General features: G+C 43.2%; 11 protein-coding genes, 2 pseudogenes and 1 riboswitch. Of the genes and pseudogenes, 4 read left to right on the forward strand and 9 right to left on the reverse strand.

Annotated elements, in window-relative coordinates:
• Positions 1–40: 40 nt before the first annotated feature.
• The 3 genes from ABWW58_RS15425 (at position 41) to ABWW58_RS15435 (ending at position 3937) form a co-directional block, all read left to right on the forward strand.
• Complete coding sequence (locus tag ABWW58_RS15425) at positions 41–943, forward strand: acetamidase/formamidase family protein (RefSeq protein WP_353869955.1); 903 nt, start codon at positions 41–43, stop codon at positions 941–943.
• 17 nt (positions 944–960) lie between these two features.
• Positions 961–2316 (forward strand): APC family permease, encoded by a 1356-nt coding sequence (locus ABWW58_RS15430; protein WP_353869956.1) that lies wholly within the window; start codon positions 961–963, stop codon positions 2314–2316.
• A gap of 70 nt (positions 2317–2386) precedes the next feature.
• The gene (locus ABWW58_RS15435) at positions 2387–3937 is read left to right on the forward strand and encodes an amidase (RefSeq protein ID WP_353869957.1); all 1551 of its coding nucleotides are present in this window, start codon (positions 2387–2389) and stop codon (positions 3935–3937) included.
• 598 nt (positions 3938–4535) lie between these two features.
• Here the strand turns inward: ABWW58_RS15435 and ABWW58_RS15440 are convergent.
• A pseudogene (locus ABWW58_RS15440) lies at positions 4536–4962 on the reverse strand (IS1634 family transposase); the annotation flags it as partial.
• A 393-nt stretch (positions 4963–5355) separates the two neighbouring features.
• On the opposite strand from ABWW58_RS15440, the gene ABWW58_RS15445 reads away from it, so the two are divergent.
• Positions 5356–6783: an IS5 family transposase gene (locus ABWW58_RS15445; protein WP_353869959.1), complete on the forward strand. Its 1428-nt coding sequence runs from the start codon at positions 5356–5358 to the stop codon at positions 6781–6783.
• Here the strand turns inward: ABWW58_RS15445 and ABWW58_RS15450 are convergent.
• The 8 genes and pseudogenes from ABWW58_RS15450 to ABWW58_RS15485 form a co-directional block, all read right to left on the reverse strand.
• Entirely contained in the window at positions 6772–6999 is a 228-nt protein-coding gene (locus ABWW58_RS15450) for a hypothetical protein (RefSeq protein ID WP_353869960.1), read from the reverse strand. The two genes, ABWW58_RS15445 and ABWW58_RS15450, sit on opposite strands and share 12 nt — an antisense overlap.
• Before the next feature lie 66 nt (positions 7000–7065).
• Positions 7066–7416 (reverse strand): annotated as a pseudogene (locus tag ABWW58_RS15455) (chromosome segregation protein SMC); the annotation flags it as partial.
• 52 nt (positions 7417–7468) lie between these two features.
• Positions 7469–7789, reverse strand: a complete 321-nt coding sequence (locus ABWW58_RS15460; RefSeq protein ID WP_353869961.1) for an SEC-C metal-binding domain-containing protein — start codon at positions 7787–7789, stop codon at positions 7469–7471.
• Positions 7770–8555 carry a hypothetical protein gene (locus ABWW58_RS15465; protein WP_353869962.1) on the reverse strand — a complete coding sequence of 262 codons (786 nt, stop codon included), beginning with the start codon at positions 8553–8555 and terminating at the stop codon, positions 7770–7772. Before ABWW58_RS15465 ends, ABWW58_RS15460 begins: the two co-directional genes overlap by 20 nt.
• A 40-nt stretch (positions 8556–8595) precedes the next feature.
• A complete protein-coding gene (locus ABWW58_RS15470; protein WP_353869963.1) occupies positions 8596–8748 on the reverse strand; it encodes a hypothetical protein in 153 nt (50 codons plus the stop codon).
• A gap of 986 nt (positions 8749–9734) precedes the next feature.
• Positions 9735–13283 carry a TIM-barrel domain-containing protein gene (locus ABWW58_RS15475; RefSeq protein WP_353869964.1) on the reverse strand — a complete coding sequence of 1183 codons (3549 nt, stop codon included), beginning with the start codon at positions 13281–13283 and terminating at the stop codon, positions 9735–9737.
• Between the two features lie 65 nt (positions 13284–13348).
• On the reverse strand, positions 13349–16768 hold the full coding sequence (locus ABWW58_RS15480; RefSeq protein ID WP_353869965.1) for a hypothetical protein: 3420 nt from the start codon (positions 16766–16768) through the stop codon (positions 13349–13351).
• A 316-nt stretch (positions 16769–17084) separates the two neighbouring features.
• Entirely contained in the window at positions 17085–17681 is a 597-nt protein-coding gene (locus tag ABWW58_RS15485; RefSeq protein ID WP_353869966.1) for a HutD/Ves family protein, read from the reverse strand.
• A 900-nt stretch (positions 17682–18581) separates the two neighbouring features.
• Positions 18582–18769, reverse strand: a riboswitch (Lysine riboswitch).
• Between the last annotated feature and the right edge of the window lie 83 nt (positions 18770–18852).

Raw genomic sequence — 18852 nt, forward strand, 5'->3', positions numbered from 1 at the left:
ACTCTTATACTTTAAGTATCAAGTGATTGGAGGTGTATTCATGGTTGTTCAGATTCAAAGAGGAAAACCGATTTATGCATTCAGCAAAGATAACAAACCGGTTGCGCATGTGAAGCCTGGTGAGGAAGTAATCATTGAAACCTATGACTGTTTTGAAGACCAAGTAGCGTCAGAAAATACAAGTTACGATTCAATTGATTGGGATCGTGTCAATCCCGCCACCGGACCAATCTATATTGATGGGGCAGAACCAGGAAAAGTATTGGCCGTCCATATAGATAATATAGCAGTAAAAAGCAAGGGCGTTCTAGCAACAGGCAAAGATTTAGGAACAATGGGACACCGTTTGGACGGACTTTCCTTCAAGATTGCTCCTATTGAAGGGGATCATGTCATTTTCAATGATAAAGTCAAGATTCCTTTTCGAAAAATGATTGGTGTCATTGGCGTAGCTCCGCAAGAAGGTGCGATAAATTGCGGAACACCGGGCGCACATGGCGGCAATATGGACACAACACTGATTACTGAGAACACAACGCTTTACTTCCCGATTTACCATCAAGGTGCTTTGTTTGGTCTCGGTGATATGCATGCGGCTATGGGGGACGGTGAAATCGGCGTTTCAGGAGTAGAAATCGCCGGTTCAGCAACTGTTCGCTTTGAAATCAGAGATGATCTCAGTCTCAGCACGCCAATGCTTTCAAATGAGAAAGGCATTGCAATCATTGCATCAGAAAGTACTTTAGACTCGGCTGCACAACAAAGCGTCGAGAAAATGATTCATTTTCTCTCAGACTATGTCGACCTCAGTCTTCCCGATTTAACCATGTTGATGAGCGCGATCGGTGATGTACAGATTTCTCAGATTGTCGATCCAAAACGCACAGCGCGTTTTTCAGTCCCTAGATGGTTTCTTGACGCATACGGCATTAAAACAATATAAATCAAGAGGTGAATACATTGGCAGCAAACATTGAGGCAAAAACCGAGTACAAACAAGAATTGAATCGTGCGCTTTCATTTACCGATCTATTAGTATATGGACTTATTTTTATGGTTCCAATTGCGCCATTCGGCATTTATGGACAAATTGCTATAGGATCACACGGTATGGTTGCGCTTGCCTATGCAATAGGAATGATCGGTATGCTCTTTACCGCACTGAGTTATTCCAAAATGTCACAAGCAATTCCTATTGCAGGCTCCGTTTATTCATACGCACAAAGAGGGATCAATGATAATGTAGGGTTCATCGCCGGCTGGCTGATTTTGCTCGATTATATTTTTATTCCAGCACTTCTTTATCTCGTCAGCGCCGTTGCACTCGCAGATATCATTCCGCAGGTTCCAATTATTATATGGCTTATTATTTTTATTGGATGTAATACATTAATCAATATTCGCGGGATTGTTTTTACCGCGAAAACCAATAAAATAATACTTTTTTTGGAATTTATCGTTCTGGCCATTTTTATCATTATCGGAATTACAGCAATTACGCAACATGTGAATGGTGCGTCGTTCAGCTTTAATCCATTATTCAATCCTTCAGAATTTTCAATACCAACAGTCATGGGTGCTGTTTCTATTGCTGTACTGAGTTTTCTTGGTTTTGATGCGATCTCAACACTCTCTGAAGAGTCAAATGGTGGAAAAAAGGCCGTTGGGCGTGCAACCGTCCTCTCACTTATTCTCGTTGGTGTATTATTTATTGTCCAAACATGGGTTGCCGCACTTATATTTCCGAACTATAATGCGTTTAAAAATCCAGATACTGCATTTTATCAAGTTGCGGGCATTGCAGGCGGAGATTGGCTGAGAATTGTAACAATTGTTGCAACAGCAGTATCTTGGGGACTTGCTGATGCACTGGTAGCACAAACAGCGATCTCGCGAATTCTTTACAGTATGGCACGCGATCGGAAGCTCCCTCACATTCTCGCTAAGGTGCATCCAAAGTATAAGACACCTTATGTCAGCACAATTCTTGTTGCAGTGATATCACTCATTGTAACGACAATCTTTGCATCACAAATTGGCAAACTTGCATCTGTTGTAAATTTCGGAGCTTTATCTTCTTTCTTGATCCTTCATATCGCAGTGATCAATTTCTATTTAAGAAAGAAACAAAGCAAACAGTATTTTAAATATCTAGTCATGCCAATTATTGGATTTCTCATCATTGGTTTTGTTTGGTGGAACCTGGATTCTCTAGCCAAGACGCTTGGCTTTACTTGGCTGGCAATAGGTATTGTTTACCTTATTTTTCTTAAAATATTTGGGAAAAGTGTAGAAATAACGGACGATCTTTCTTGATCAGATCAAATGAGCAAAACAAACCAGGTGCCATCAGCCTGGTTTGTTTTTATTAGGGGAGGATAAAGCGTTGAGAAATCCAGACATTGGGATATTGAAAAACATCTTACCGATATATCATCTATCGATGGACGAAGAAGAAATTAAGAGCTATCAGAAATTGATCACAGAAAATATGCTTGAGTCCTATGAAATCGTTGATCAGATGATAGATCAGGACCTGCAAGTCAACTATAAGCGAACACCAGGATATCGCCCCACCAAGCAGGAAAATCCACTTAATGCATGGTATTGGAAAACAAGTGTTGAACATGCGGAACATGGAAAATTGGCTGGTAAAAGAATTGCACTCAAAGACAATATAAGTCTAGCAGGAGTGCCGATGATGAATGGATCTAAAGTATTGGAAGGATTTATTCCTCAAGTGGATGCAACCATTGTTACGCGTATCCTTGATCAAGCAGGCGAAATATCTGGAAAAGCCGTTTGCGAGAGCTTCTGCTGTGACTGCAGCAGTTTTACATCTGATACCGGATCCGTTCTTAATCCTTACAATCCCGCCTATTCCGCTGGCGGATCATCAAGTGGCAGTGCTGTTTTAGTCGCAACAGGTGAGGTAGATATGGCCATCGGCTGCGATCAGACCGGTTCAATCAGAATGCCTAGCGCATGGTGTGGTATTCTTGGTTTAAAACCAACGTGGGGATTGGTCCCTTATACGGGAATCTTTCCCGTTGATGTTACGTTAGACCATGTCGGACCCATGGCAAGAACATCTAATGACTTAGCTCTGCTTCTTGAAGTGATTGCGGGATCAGATGGACTTGATCCTCGTCAATATTCGATTCAAAAGAAATCGTATACACAAGATTTAACCGCCGGTATCGAAGGTATGCACATTGGCATTGTGGACGAAGGGTTCAACTGGCCAATATCAGAAAAAGATGTTGATCAGACCGTATTGAATGCTGCCCATTTACTCCAGAATGCAGGAGCAACCATAGGTCATCTTTCAGTACCTATGCACCGTCAAGGTATCCACTTGGCAAACATTATTAATACTGAAGGAACCGCAATTCAGATGTTTCGCGGGCATGCACTTGGAACAAGCTGGAGGGGCTATCACCAAACACAACTGCTTGACTCATTTGCAAAAGGGATGAAAGCCTATGCAAATGAACTCTCAGCAGCCGCTAAGATCACGATTTTAACGGGGCAATATATGCAACAAGCCTATCACGGAAGATATTATGCCAAAGCACAAAATCTTGCGCTGAAATTAAGAAATGAATTTGATCAAGCTTTACGCAAATGGGATGCTTTAGTCATGCCAACCGTTCCGTTCAAAGCTACCAAACTTCCCAGCGAAGATGCAAGTCTGGAAAAACAAGTTAAGCTTTCCTTTGGTGTGGATACAAATACCGGTGTGTTTAATGTAACCGGCCATCCCGCACTAAACATTCCGTGCGGTTATTCTGAAAATGGGTTACCTGTTGGCATGATGCTCATTGGCAAACATGGAGCTGAAGACATACTTTTAAAGATCGCCAACACCTTCGAAAAACTGACTGATAACAAATATACAAAACCTGTCACAACCATTAAAATGAGCAAACAGTGAGCGTATGAAATACAAGTAATCTCTAGATTATTTATTCAGACAAAAAGTGTGCGACATTATGAAATGACTCTTATGACATTTTGAAAATCCGAATTTAATCTACTAACAATCAAATCTTCTGAACAATAACTGACAAACCAAAAACGAGTCTAACCACTATTAAACGATTGGGACACCAAAAAATTGCCACCTTCCAAGTCTCCGAACACACCGTACGCTTGTGGAAGAAAGAGTTGCGGAAAAATCTAGAACCGCTGAAAGAGGAGTTGATGAAGAAAAAGTGATACGGTAAAGAACCCACTATTCATCTAAAAAACATCGTCCGACGACCGAAATATGAATTGGGCGGCGTTTTTTCTGTTTTCGGTAATTTTGACCGTGTTCATCAATTGATCACAATCTATCCACTAGAAACAAATCAAAATGGTTCACCTCTTCATTCGAATGTTCACTCCAAAGTCACGCCACATTCTAGAGATTACATCAGTTCCGTATTGTATCCTGACTTTTGCAGCTAAATGGACTAAAAAGCAGCCATGAACCCGCACGGTTATACGGTTTATGGCTGCTTTTATTTGTCATAAAGTTGTAGGGGAATTTAGCCTTTTTTCACCTGTCCTAAAATTTTTTTAATTTCTTGGAGAGGCAGACATTTTTTCCCAAAATCGATGCCGAATGCTTTGCCGATGTCGGTGAGTACGTCATCATAATAGTCAAACAGGTAATAATTTTCCTGAATGTGACTGCAGGATGCTTTTTTCAGACTTTCGATCAAGGTGGAGATTGAGTAAGTCCCGTGGAGACGGATTTCCAAAATTCGGGCAATCACCAGTGATACAAAGCAGGTCAAAAAATGCACCTCAATATGTTCTTGTGTCGACAGATAAACGGGCCGTGTTTCAAGATCGCTTTTGGTCACCTTGAAATTCTCTTCGATTTTCCATAAACCTCGATAGAGCTTGATAATCTGTTCGTCCGTTTCCTGATATTTCACTGGTGACGATCGCATAATAGCCATCCAATAATGACTGGTTTTTCTGTATTATTTTTCGCCACAGGTTTTCTTAGATTCATTTGAAGTCACCACTCCAAGAATTCTATTTGTATAAATTATACCAAAATTCCCGGAACATTTTGGATAATAAATGAAACATGATCAGAGCAAATCAAAATTAAAACTTCTTCGCTTAAATGCATTTAGATACGATTTTCATATTTGTTATTTTGTTTTTGACCTAGTAGTATTTTGTCATAATAAGCAATTCATTAGATAAATTGGCATTATTTAGTGGATACTGAATAATTATAAAAGTTTTATATTTAAAACATTAATACCCTATTTATTGTATAATAAATGCATGGGATAATACGCTGTGACGCGATTTTCTATGCATTTTTTAATAGATGGGGTGCTTGGAATGGTTTATCGGACAAAAACGGTTCAACTTTCAATTGAGTCTTTCGGTCAGGAACTGGGTGTCTCCTTAAGCCCGGAAAATAAATGGGTTCAGCTCGCGGATCAGTTGCCATGGACCCAGATGGAGGAGGTTTATCGTGTCGTTTTTCCGTCTCCACTTGGCCGAGCGGGCAAACCCTTTCGGCTTCTTTTTGGCGCCCAGCTCATTAAGCAGTCCACGGGCCTTTCTGATGCTGATTTGGTCACGGCCATTCGGGATACGCCCGCTTATCAGTACTTCATCGGTTGTCCCACATACGTGGTCAGCCGACCCTTTGACCCTTCTGCCCTCACGCATTTTCGGAAACGGATCGCCCCCATTAGCACCCAGTTGCGCCAAATCATGGGCGTCTGGTGTAAAACTCAGCTTCAAGACAGCCTGGGTGACGAGCAGAAGACGATGATCCTTGATGCCACCGTCATGCCGGTCAACATCCGCTTTCCACAAGACTACTCGCTACTCAACCAAGCCCGCACCTTCCTTGAAAAAATGATTACGGAACTGGCTCATCAGCTCCACGTCCCCATTCCACGGACGTACAAACGAGAAGCCCATAAAGCCTATGTCACCTTCACCAAGAAGCCCCGTCGCACCGCTAAGGAAACGCGCCACCAAGTCAAAACACAACTGCAATACGTGCGACGTGACTTGCGTTATGTCGACGAGCTGCGCGCAAAAGGCGGTGAATTGACTGAGAAGCAACACAGCCGACTGACCACGATCCAGCATCTGTTTACGCAGCAGGAGTTCATGTATCGAAATAAGACCCATCGAGTGGATCATCGGATTGTCAGTCTGTCTCAGCCATACGTACGCCCAATCAAGCGGGGCAAGGCGAAACAAAACACGGAGTTTGGTCCGAAAATCGATACCTCGATTCAAGATGGGATCATCGAAATCGAACGTGTTGATTTCAACGCATTTAATGAAAGTACCGACTTCCAAAAGGCCATTGAGCGCTATAAAGAACAGCACGATCATTACCCCGACGAAGTGTTGGCCGACAAACTGTATCGCAATCGTGAAAACATCGCGTTTGCCAAAGAGCGAGGCATTTCGATTATAGGACCCAAACTCGGGCGCAAGCCCAAGAACGTTGATGAAAAGCAGCGACGCGCCGACAACGCAGCAGCACGAGACGCTGAGAATCGTCGAGGGGAAATTGAACGTCGTTTTGCTTTTATCAAGCAAAAGTGCGGTCTTGGTTTAGTGCGCGCCAAAACCGCTGAAACGATTGCGGTCACCATTGATATGGGGATCACGATGGCGAACATCGATACGGTACTACGCTTTTTTTCTTTTGCCCTTTTACTCGTCGTACAAATCAAGGATACATACCTAACCATTAGCTATAAATCATGCGAAGGTGCCGAATTTTTACCAGCCTAATTCAGCATCCACTATTGTAGTATCCATCATATCGTATTCAAGTAACTTTCCTATATCCGAGCTTATTTTTTCAGCCCAAAACTCACCGGTTCCTTCTTTCGGCAGTTTAAACAAAAATTGTTCTTCTGTATTCGGTTGAACGGGCCAAAACTTTTCTTTAGTTCCTGATGCGCCTAATGTTTCATCTTTTTCCCAATGAGAAATGTCTTTAATCATTGTTAACCTCAGCTGTAAGAAGTAGTAAACATTTGTTATATCGCATTTCGATTTTTCCTGGAAAGCTTAGTTACCGATATCCTTCATCCTAATTCCGATAACTTTGCTCTTGGGAATTCGCGGATCATGCTGCACAATAAATGCTTTCTTAAATCGATCAATATAAGCTTTCTCATGTGATTTTGGCGTCAACACAATGAGCCGACGATTAAGCATTTGAACGTATAAATCAAAAACTTTTGACTTGCGCTGCTCATCCAATGCACTGTCAAATTCATCGAGTAAGATAAATCCAGGGACGGTCTCAAGATTCTGCAGAAGTGAGAGAGCAAAGAGCAAAGAACTGAGCGACTCTTCTCCGCCAGACACGCCTTTCCCTACTTTTCCTCCACGAGCCTTAATGCTCACATCTTCGATGTTTGCCTCGATGGCTTACTGGTTATAAACAGTTACCAATATATTCCATGGTTTACCATTTAAGCTTTTGTACAACCGAATATTCAATTCGTTCCCTCACCTCCCGCAATTTCTTATATTTTTTGCCGCTGCCGCATGGGCAAGGGTCATTGCGACCGACCTTTTTGGGGTGGGTTGCCGAGCTACCGCCAGCCGAAAATTGAGACCGAACCGGCGCAAAAGGATGATCCGGAACTGGTTTCAGGTGCCGCTTTTCGTTCTGAAATAATTCATGCGGTGTATGCCCTTTTAGCGCCCACTGGCGTGTATGATTGTAAACCTCGGTTACTTCGGCCAGTAACTGCTGCACGAAATCAAACGAAGGAAGTTCCATCCGCATCTGCAGAAACTGAATGACCTTTGAGGGATTTGCACCATTGAAGGATCGCGCTGATCTGCAGCTCAAGATCATCAATTTCTTCCTTAGATAATTGATAATTGCGCGACAGCAGGTGCATCAAGTGGTTCATCTGTGGAGAACGCTCAACGTAATCCGGATCAGTAGCCTTTATGAGCTGTTTTTTCGTAAACGGATAGTCCTCGATATCCGGGCGCATGAGGTATTCTTCGATAATCTTTCCTGCATCAAAGGCTCTGCAATCACGCATACCCGTACCGGTTAAGCTTGCCTGTCCGTAAAAGTCACAGGCAAAAGTCATCACACTCAGATAATCATGGCTGCCAATGGAATGACCGATCAGACGCTCAAGCTTATCCATGATGCGCATTGTATCCATCACGCCAAAGTAATGAAGCAGTCCATGTGTCACTTGAATCCACTCTGTATTGCGGCGGAAAACCTGCCGCAGCGCGTCGTTATCATTTGCTTCAAAAATACTGATTAACTCATTGGGCATGAAAAGCACCTTTTTATTTTCATAACTTCCGGGAAAGAGGATACTATACTTCATCAATGTCTCGATCTTAGAGGGAGACAGTCCTCGATCAGCAACCATGCCTGAATGGTTCACGATGTCTTTAATCAGGTCATATCTCCCTTGATCCAATGTATTGAGAACAGTGTGAAAGACTATAGAAATGCCGCGAGCAAGTTCTGCTGCCAAATCAGCTTTCTTAAGCGCACTAAGTCCTTTAAACATATAATTTTTACGTATCTCATCCAGCTCATTCTTCGTTAGCCTATTCAACGCATCTAAAAGACTGCATGGGACTATCAACCGATTGCCACAGTCGCTTATCTCTGCCCTCCCGCAGCTTCTGCGAATAATTCTTTGCACTTTCCACCGCATGAAGCAGCGCCTTTTCAGTTTCCTGATCAACTTTGTCACTCATTCAAAATTTCTCCTTTCAAAAAGGCAGATCCTCATCGTTCGATTTATCTGCGTCATGTTTATCAAAATCACAATTAAAATCGTCGTCACCATCTTGCATGCGCGGCGGCATCGTATCGAACAACGATATCAGTTCGGATGAAAAAGCATCGTCCTCTTTCCTACTCTTTTTCAGAGGCTTTTTGCGCGAACAGTCTTTACAAATATGCTTCCGATGCCCTTTCCCTGAAAACTTTTCATTTGGTCGCGTTCGCCCGCAAATTCTGCAATAATGGCCCATGTCTCCATCTTCCTTTCCAAGGATGCCATTTTTCTTGCTCAGTAATGAGAATAAACCGCCACTCCGTAATAGATGTCCCCCTCATATAGAACAGATAGAAAACTGAAATCCATCTAATAGCGAGTAGGTAAAGTGAGGGAGGATGATCCATTGTTTTGGGGTATTATTAACAAACAAGAAACACGAATTCGATCACTAGTTGATGATCAAAAATGGAATCAGACATATAGGGAGCAGCTATTTACTCTTATCCTGCGTTTTGTTAAACTGTCAAGCAACGATTCAAAATACTGCTGAAACATATAGATCTATATCACTCCCCAAAAGGAGTTCCACAGTCATACCGTTAACCGATCTTTTTGCTGAACGGTTCAAAGCCGAGTGCTGTTCCTTCCAAAAATGATGAATAAGTATCTGCCGTGATTTTTCAAAAAAACCATACTGGCAAATATAAATATTTCTTAATCTTCTACCCTTATTTTTTGTAAACCCAGCAGGACAGAACAAAAGTGACTATAGCATTAAGAATAAGAAGAGTAATGCTACAGCAAATCTTTTAAAAGCGATTTACCATTAGCTCTACTGTTCCACACATACCCTCTAAGTCTCCAGACGTTTTACCCCGGTCGCTTGACGAACGAATCTCCTAAAAGCACAAAAAAATCGAGAGGGATCATCCTCTCGATTTTTTGTGCTTTAGTAATCGTTCAATCGTGATTAGCAGAACGATGCATTTTCACAACAGCATGATTCCGGATATAGCCCAGTTTTCCTTTATATACGGCTTGGTACCACTGGCCTTGCTTAGCCAGTACGATCACTTTTGTATTCTTTTTCAGGCGCTTGATGACATGAGCCTTGGTAGACGAGGCGGAACGGAAAGCCTCCTTATTTTTGAGTTTGCCCGTAAATGCAGCTTTCTTGACCGCTTTGCCTTGAACATAGCGCGTTGCACCCTTGTAACTAATTTTTATCCATTTGCCAGCCTTCAGTACGTTAACTGATGCACCTGCCGGAAGCATTTTGACTTTTCTCGCGTGTGCCGATGGCCGGACACGAACCGCTTGCTTCTTCGTCAGATAGCCGACGAAATGAGCGGCTTTTCGATCAATACGTTTCTGAACCTGAGACAAGTGCCATAAGAGCTCGGCTTTTAGGCTGTTTGCAGGCAATAGATTGACCAGTCTGCGTGCGGCATCAACATCCTGCTGTTTTTCTGTTTTTTCCGCCTTCGCCACCGCTCGTACAGCAACAGCAACTTCTTGTTTCGCTGCCTTATCAATCTTTTTCTGGACACGGGCAAGTCGTTTTTCCAGTTCCTTTTTCACACGAGCATTCGTCAATGGATCAATGAGATCGCGTGCAGCGTCAACGTCACTTTGCGCCTTACTTTTTTCTGCTTTTACCACGGCGTCTGTTGCCGTGCGTTCAGCGTCCACTGCACCGATGGCTTTCTGAACAGCATCCAATCGACAGTTCAAATCATTTTTTACCGTTTCGTTGTTCAGTTTCTGAACCAATACACGCGCGGCATCAACATCCTGCTGCGTTTTGCTAGATTCCGCCTTCTTGACCGCATCCGTTGCCGCCTGTTCTGCTTTCGCTGTATGGATGGCTTGACGAACGATGTTTAATCTTCCGTTCAATTCAGTCTGAACAGTAGCGTCATTGAGCAAATCAACGAGCGCTTGCGCGACATCCACATCACTCTGTACTTTACTCGTCTCTGCTTTAGAAACGGCATCTGTGGCTTCCTTTACCGATGAAGCATACGTGATGTGCACCTTTTGGTCAGCAACGGGAACCTTGACATAGAGCGTGTTTGCGTCTGCGTCAAAATAATAAGTACGTTCACCGAGACCATCGAGATGATCAGCGGCTTTATAATGATTGCCCGCTGAAACGATGGCGTGCGGAGCGTTCGCCCCATGTAATTTCAGTGTGTAGGCTGCGATTTTTGAATCATAGCCCTGCTTGGTTTGCTTTTGATCAAAGGTCAATGTGTTTCCTTTTTTCTTCAATTCAAATTGAGTAGTGTTATAGGCACCCTTTTCATAATTAAACGACTCGCCGTCATCTTCATAAAAAGTATTTTCAGCCTCTGATGAAAGATAGCTGTCAAGAATGAGATTAGTCAACGGCTTTTCTTCCGTACTCTGCTGAACCTCACGCGTTGGAATGATCACATTATCCTTGATAAAGATCGGCATTGTTGACAGGTCTGCTTTGTAGGTCAGCGTTTGCCCGCCATTATAGGACTTGCCGCTCCAATAATCGATCCAGTCTGTTCCTTTCGGCAGATAAATCTTGCGACTGGTTTTCCCTTCGGAGACGATCGGTGCGATCATAAGGTTATCACCGAACATGTACTGATCATTAATGTTGTACGTATTCGGATCGTTTTGGAACTGATAAACCAATGGCTGTTGAACAGGTGCTCCGGTCTCAGATGCTTTAATGAACGCATTGTAGAGATACGGCATCAGCTGGTAACGCAAACTAACGTACTTGCGGCTGATATTCTCAACTTGCTTGCCAAACTGCCAAGGTTCTTGATCCTGTTTGTCAATCGAGTAGTGATTCCTTGAGAAAGGTACCAGAGATCCGATCTCAATCCATCGCGCAAACAATTCCGGTGTTGCCCGTGGCCCGGCGAATCCGCCAATATCATTCCCGACAAAAGGCTGTCCAGACAGACCCAGATTCGCATTCATCGGAATGGTCATGGCCAAATGTTCCCAGTCGCTCTGATTATCACCTGTCCAAATTGCCGCATACCGTTGTGTCCCTGCATACATATCTCGTGTCAGAATAAACGGGCGCTGATTTGGCTTAAGCTTGAGATAGCCATCATAAGCCGCATGATTCTCTTCATGTGCATAGACATTATGAAATTCAGCTGCCGTTTGATTTCCGAACTGCACATCAAGCGGGGTTGTACCACCAGGTCCGTTAAATATAGAAGGTTCATTCATGTCATTCCAAATGCCATCCACACCTTCAGAAAGCAAGGTGCCCTGATTTTCCCCCCACCAGTCACGTACTTCTGCACGGGAGAAATCGGGAAAAACAGAATCCCCGGCCCAAACCGTTCCATGAAAAGCGGTTCCGTCTGGATTTTTCGCCCAGTAGCCTTTGTTTGTGCCATCCTGATAAATCGAATAACCATTCTCTGCTTTCACGCCTGGATCGACAATCGTGACCGTCCGGAAACCTTGGGCTTTCAATGCTTTTAATGCATCTTTGTATTGATTGTCCCATGTGAACACGCGGTATCCATTCATATAATTAATATCGAATACCATCGTATCTAATGGAATTTTTTTCTCACGGTAGGTCTTGGCCACCTCAAGCAGCTGTTCCGGCGTATAGCCGTACTTGCTTTGTTGAAAGCCAAGCGACCATAACGGCGGCTTGTTCATTTTCCCTGTCAATTCGGTATAACTGGCCAATACATCTTGCACCTTTGGACCATAGATGAAATAGTAGGTCAGCTTCCCTCCATCGGCATAAAAATAATAATAGTCACCGCTCTCCTTGGCCATATCGAAATGCGATTTGTAGGTGTTGTCAAAGAAGATGCCATATGCCTTCTGATCCTTCAAACCGATAAAAAACGGAATTGAGGTGTAGAGGCTGTCTGTATTGTTGTCATAACCATAAGCATCCGTATTCCACAGCGTCATTTTTTCTCCATACTTATTCAATCCGCGGGCCTGTTCGCCAAAACCGTAGAAGCTTTCTCGGTTGCCCACAGTCAGCTTCTTATAAACGTACGGTTTGCCATCATTATCATAACCGCTGCTTCGATCGAGGTAATCTTCGTTGATCACCGTGCCTTGTTTATCGGTGTATTTCACACCAAAAGGTTTTTTATGGATATAGATATCAAGCTTGTCAGTGGAGAGCACATAAGTGTCCGCTTGCTCACTGATGGTAAAGTCAGGCGCGGACCAGTCCTTCTTTGCAATCCCCGGAGAATTGTACTCATCGTCCCCTTTTTTGAGAATCGACACTTTAGACATCGTCGATGAAAGGAGACGGATATACCCGACATATTTTTTCCCGAGATCAAGCTTGATCCCATTATTCTCCTTGGTATAACCCGACACACTCAGCGGCGTCCGTCCATCCAAAGACAAGCCATCGGCAGGCGAATCAGCCTGTGCCTGGATCGGACTCAGTAAGATTGGTAACAACAGAACAACGCTCAACGTTAAAGAAAGCAGGCTTTTAAATAACTTTTTCCCAAACATATTGTGACTCCCTTCACATGTTCATAATTAAAAAGCGAGTACAAAGAGCGAATGAATCACCGAGCTTACTTATTCTTGATGTCTTTGCTCCAGACACTGCCGATCTTTCCCCCATAAACAATCCGATCCCATGATTTCCCCTTTACCAGAACATTTACGTGGGTGTTTTTCTTCAAATACTTAATGATATGAGCCTTCTTTGAACTGCCGGATCGGAAGGCGGACGGATTCACAAGTTTTCCTTTAAATACAACCTTCTTGACATCCTTGCCCCAAATATAGCCCTCAAAGCCTTGATAACGGACTTTCGTCCATTTGCCGGTTTTAAGTACTTTTACCACTGTTCCTGCCGGAAGCTTTTTCAGTATCTTTGCATGAACGGAAGAGCCTTTGTACAACGCATGTTTCTTAGTGAGATAACCGGTATAGAGAACAGCTTTACGATCAATTTTCTTCTGAATAGCGCTCAGATGCTGAAGCAGTGCTTTCTTGACAGCTCCGGACGGCAATTGATTGACAAGGTTGCGCGCCGTATTCACATCTTTCTGGGACAGTGACTTTGCCGCGACCTGCACAGCATCGGTCGCTTGATCAATCCCATGACGACGATCGACAATCTTTTGGATCTTGTTCAATTTTTTTGTTAGTTTAGACTTCAGCTTACCGTCCGGAAGACGTTCGACCAGGGTTCGGGCTTGATCAATTGATTTCTGAGTTTTGACAACCCCTGCTTTTTGTACCGCTTTGATGGCTGCTTCTTCGGACTTACTTCCGTCAATTTGTTGCTGCACCGCATCAAGCCGCTTCACGAGCTCCGTTTTTACCGTTTCATTGGAAAGCTTTTGAACAAGCGCTCGCGCTGCATCCACATCAGTCTGATTTTTGCTCTTTTCCGCTTTTTCAACCGCTTGAGCAGCTGCCTTCTCTGCCTTGCTTTCGTCAATTTGATTCTGCATAACGTCGAGACGCTTCGTCAGCTCCGTCTTCACCGTTCCATCAGAAAGCTTTTGAACAAGTGCTCGTGCTGCGTCCACATCTGCTTGATCCTTGCTCGTTTCTGCTTTTTCAACCGCATGCGTTGCTGAATCCTCAGCCTTCGCTTGATCGATTAATTTCTGCACGGCATTTAACCGATTCTCAAGATCGGTCTTGACATCACCCGCGGTCAGTTTATCCACCAGCGCACGAGCGGCATCGACATCCGCTTGAGTTTTGCTTGCTTCCGCTTTTTCTACGGCATCTGTTGCTGCGCGTTCAGGTTTACTTGTCTGTTGTCCGTAGTAGTCATTGATCCCAAGAACATAAGATCCGGATCCAAAACCAGCCATTGGCACGGACCCTGCATAATCCTGAGTCGTCCAGTCCAAAAGTTCCGGAATCAGATCATAGTTTGCGGTCGCAGTACTCGTCATCCAGTCCAGCAAGACCTTACTTTGGTCATCCCGACCCATCTTGGCTAATGCACCCGCAATTCTTAAGTCAATAAAGCCCCACTCTCTGGAATCATAGGTATCTCCATCCTGATTACGCATATAGCCGGGCGTACTTCCCGTTTTTATTCTCAGGTTTTGATCATAAGCATTGATCATGCCCTTAGCCAGATCGCTGGACGGATCGACGAGGCCGAAATGAATCGCTTCAACGGTCGACCCATCATTGAATTTCGCCGGATCACTCTTTCGTTCCAGCGAGGATGCAATGGTCTTGGCACCATTTGTATCCACAACAAGATGATCCAAAATGGCTGTTTTTAATTTGGACGCATCTTCAGTAAATCGCGCAGCACCTTCCTGATCACCTGCAAGGCTTGCCAGGCGGGCGGCAGATTTAAAACCTTGATACGTCGTTATATTTGTAAAGGCAAACTGCTGACGAGCCGGCGCATTCCCCCGCACATCGAATGGTGTCCAGTGCTCCTCCCAAATTGAAGAATCCGGTTGCATCAGTCCGGTATCTTTATCGATCAATTCCTCAAGCAGATTAGCATCTCGTGCTTTCAGCTTCGGCCAAAATTCATTTAGAAAAGCGGTATCTCCGGTTTCGGCAACATAACGTTCCGCGCCCCAGAGTGCGAGACCCCAGCCATCAAACTCAATGTTGTATCCGTTTTCATTAGGGTCCGAATCTTCCGTACCATTACCGAAGAAACGACAAAGGGAGATCAGGTAGTCATCGGAAAGATCAACACCTAGCCCGTACGTCGGTACAGACTTGTCCGTACTTTCAATATAGTGCTTCTGATAGTAGTTGTCTTTCCCATCTTCAGTCTTGCGCATGTCCGCTTCAAACATGAATTTGAGCGCATTTCTTGCCTCTTGATAATGACCGGATTCAATAAGCGCCTGAATCGAATAAATGCCATCGCGAACCCAGCCAATGCTCCATTCCCCAGGGATCAGACTTGCCAGAACCTGGCCATACCCTTTTCCAGACTCCCTAACCTGTGCCATTTTAAGGACAGCCGTTGATTGTTTGTACACTTGCTGCTCCTGGTCAGATAATCCTGCCGGCATCTTCTCCTTGCTGTGCCAATTAGCCCACCAATCCTTTTCTTGATTTAACAAGGCTTCCGGACTGATGTCGAGCGCCGGTTCAGCCAAGGCTTCCACATCATCGCCTAATTGTGATTCATTACCTTTCTCAGTCAATCCGATAATTACGCCATACCATTTGGATTCGCCTGCCGCAAGATCATTGCTCCGGTTCTCGAATCCAACGGAAAGGTCATTCCCTTTATCTTGCGTGCGGTCATAGAGTTTGCCATTACTTCTCACATCTGCCCATGGTGTTTGATCAGAAGAACCCGTCTCATAATGAGCACCATAGCGATTCAAATTCTTGTAAATCGCGATGTTCCCGTTGCTTCCGTTGAACTCTTTAATATATTGTTTGTTTGAATTGTAGGAGGTCTGTTCATCATTTGTGCCGTAATCAGTCCCCAGATGCATGTTCTGCGTTGAGAAAACAGAAACCTCTTTATCCACATCCGATGTGTTCGTGACCTTCATCAGCATCACAAGCATATTTGACTGATTTTGGTTATCTCCGGAAAAAGGTGTAAAGTAATAGCTATTAAACGCCAAGCCGTTGTCTTTTTGAACAGCGTTTATAATATTGGTACCGTTTACATATTTGGCCGAATCCAAATGGACATCACTCAGCCAGGTCCCCTTTCCCCCGTTCAGACTGTACCCAAAGTAACTGTCCCACATATAGTTCAACGTTGTACTTTTATCATCATAGTGACTGTAAATATGGGGTTGGTACCGAACGAGCTTTCTTTGCCCTGCAGAATAGATCGCAGCCGACAAACCATTCGACGTCGTCAACTGATTCCAAGATTTATGCCCGCTATAATCAGGCGTAGAATCAGCACCTCCATCAGCCTTTGCAATCCTTGGGCTGATCCCGGACATCGACACGTAAAGCGCCAAGATTAACACAACAAGAGAAAAGCGTTTAAACACTACAAAAAACCGACGCATACATTGTTCACCTTCTTTAGTTTTCAACCAATCGAGTTTAATCGACAGGCTGTTGACTAGATTTTCCACAAAAATAGCGTTGAATCCTTTATACTTTACGAAAATGAGCATTTAGTCACTTAATTTTGTCAGCGTTTTCACAAATGAGGTGTTTCGTCACACCTAGTTGTGCCTATATACGTAAAAAAGCAGACCGTATAACCAGGTATTAAGCCTGACTGCACTTTTGTCTTTTCGGTGTGTTTAAGATACTGATTGAATATTCATGCTGTGCATTCTAAATACCTCATCCATAGAAATAGAAATCACGAATCTGTTAGTTTGTTTTATCTGAAGTTACGGTTACTTTGATTAGTTTCAGCGTTGGTTGCAGACTGGATACGGACAGTTCAAAATCACTTTCCGATTTGATCATCAGAAAGTCTCCTTGATTCAAAACTAACGATAATCCCTCGGTTGCATCTTCCAATTTAGCTTTGCCTTCCAAAGCAAAATAACCCGTAAATAATTTATTTTCCTGTTTACTCGAAGGTTCTGTGATCAAGTCAATCTGTCCGCTCCACCCTTGATCTTTGTTGATCATGAGGTTAAAGTCGCGGCACGTACCATAGGACTTCGTTGCAATCCCTCCGTCAAAGTCGGCAACCTCAAAGGGGGATAAGCTTTTATTCGTGCTGCTCCCATCGAAGTTTAATTCAATTGTTCCTGAAAGGGGCATCAGATAGCGATAAAATCCAGGTAAACTTGAAAACAAGGATTCAGCCTGAGTAACCGTAGCCGACGAGATCCTAAAACCAAAATTGCGCAAACGATAATCACCCTTTTCAGGATAGATGAAGATCTCAGTGGTTTCACCACCACCCCAAACACTTTTAGTGTATGTACCATTTCGCTTTAACCATAGTTGATCCAAGATTTAATCCCTCACTCTCACTATTTTGTCAATCACTTATGTACTCAAGTTTCGGAGTTAAAAAAAACGTTTAATCTCTTGCTGAACCTAAGTTTGGATTAGAATGGTTATCATTAAAAATGAAAAAACACCCATTCCTTTGGAAAAATATAGGTAACAACACCACCCAAAAGAAAGGATGCTTCTGTGTCTCTTATTTTACCAAATTCTAAATCAAATGAAAAATCAAAATTCTGTATGTGGCACTTTTTTTACGCACGCAAAGATTGGAACGTTTCTGCATCATGCCTAAAAGTTTGGCGTAAAAAGTGAGGACGTGCCAATTCTCGCCAGCCTTTAAATCTCTACTGAACGCTAAACATCCTAGGGATTTCAAAACAAAAAAGATGGCTCCTTTTCATTACAGGAGGCATCTTTTAGTCACTTAAAATGCCATGAACATACAAAAAAGACATGAACCTAAGATTCTCTCAAGTTCATGTCCTTATGCCTTACCTTTTAATCACCAAACCAATCATAAATCTTGAAAGCTTGGCGGCAACTTTTTAAAGCCCTTGGTTGTAATCAGTGCATAGACAACGCTAATGGCAAGCCATATAAAGCCTACTTTTAACGTCAACGGCTGCAAATGAATAAATAAGTAGGGGTCACTGCGTAACCCCTAAATAAGCCGAACACTAAAAGTGTTCCATTACCTTCCCAATAAAAAACAGGGCTACTCCCGATCCTTACACTCATTTCTGCTAATGTTTGATTTTTAATACACTTTCTTATCAGCACAAAAAAGAGATCCCCCAAAATGCTAGGAATCTCTTAAAGGCAAAAATAAAAGATCATATACCTTTTCCGACAAAGAACCCGGAAATCATACAGTCATCCCAAATCCATCATCTTACCTATTCCTGAGCGAGCGCAACTTAATAAATTCGGTGAAATTTATTAAGACAGTCCTGTAATTATTGATTACAGACCCAGCAACTAATGGTGAGAATGCATTAGTTACTTCGGCGATCGTTCCTTCTGTACTAGCTTCCTCGTCTTCTCGGACTCCACTACACACTAATAACAATCGCACCTCTACCTCAAAAAAAAATAGACTGAGAGGTAATAACTACTTGAATTATTATATAATTATAAATTGGAAAATGTCAATTTTCGTCGATTCTGATCG

Source organism: Sporolactobacillus caesalpiniae, from assembly GCF_040513385.1.
Lineage (GTDB): Bacteria > Bacillota > Bacilli > Bacillales > Sporolactobacillaceae > Sporolactobacillus.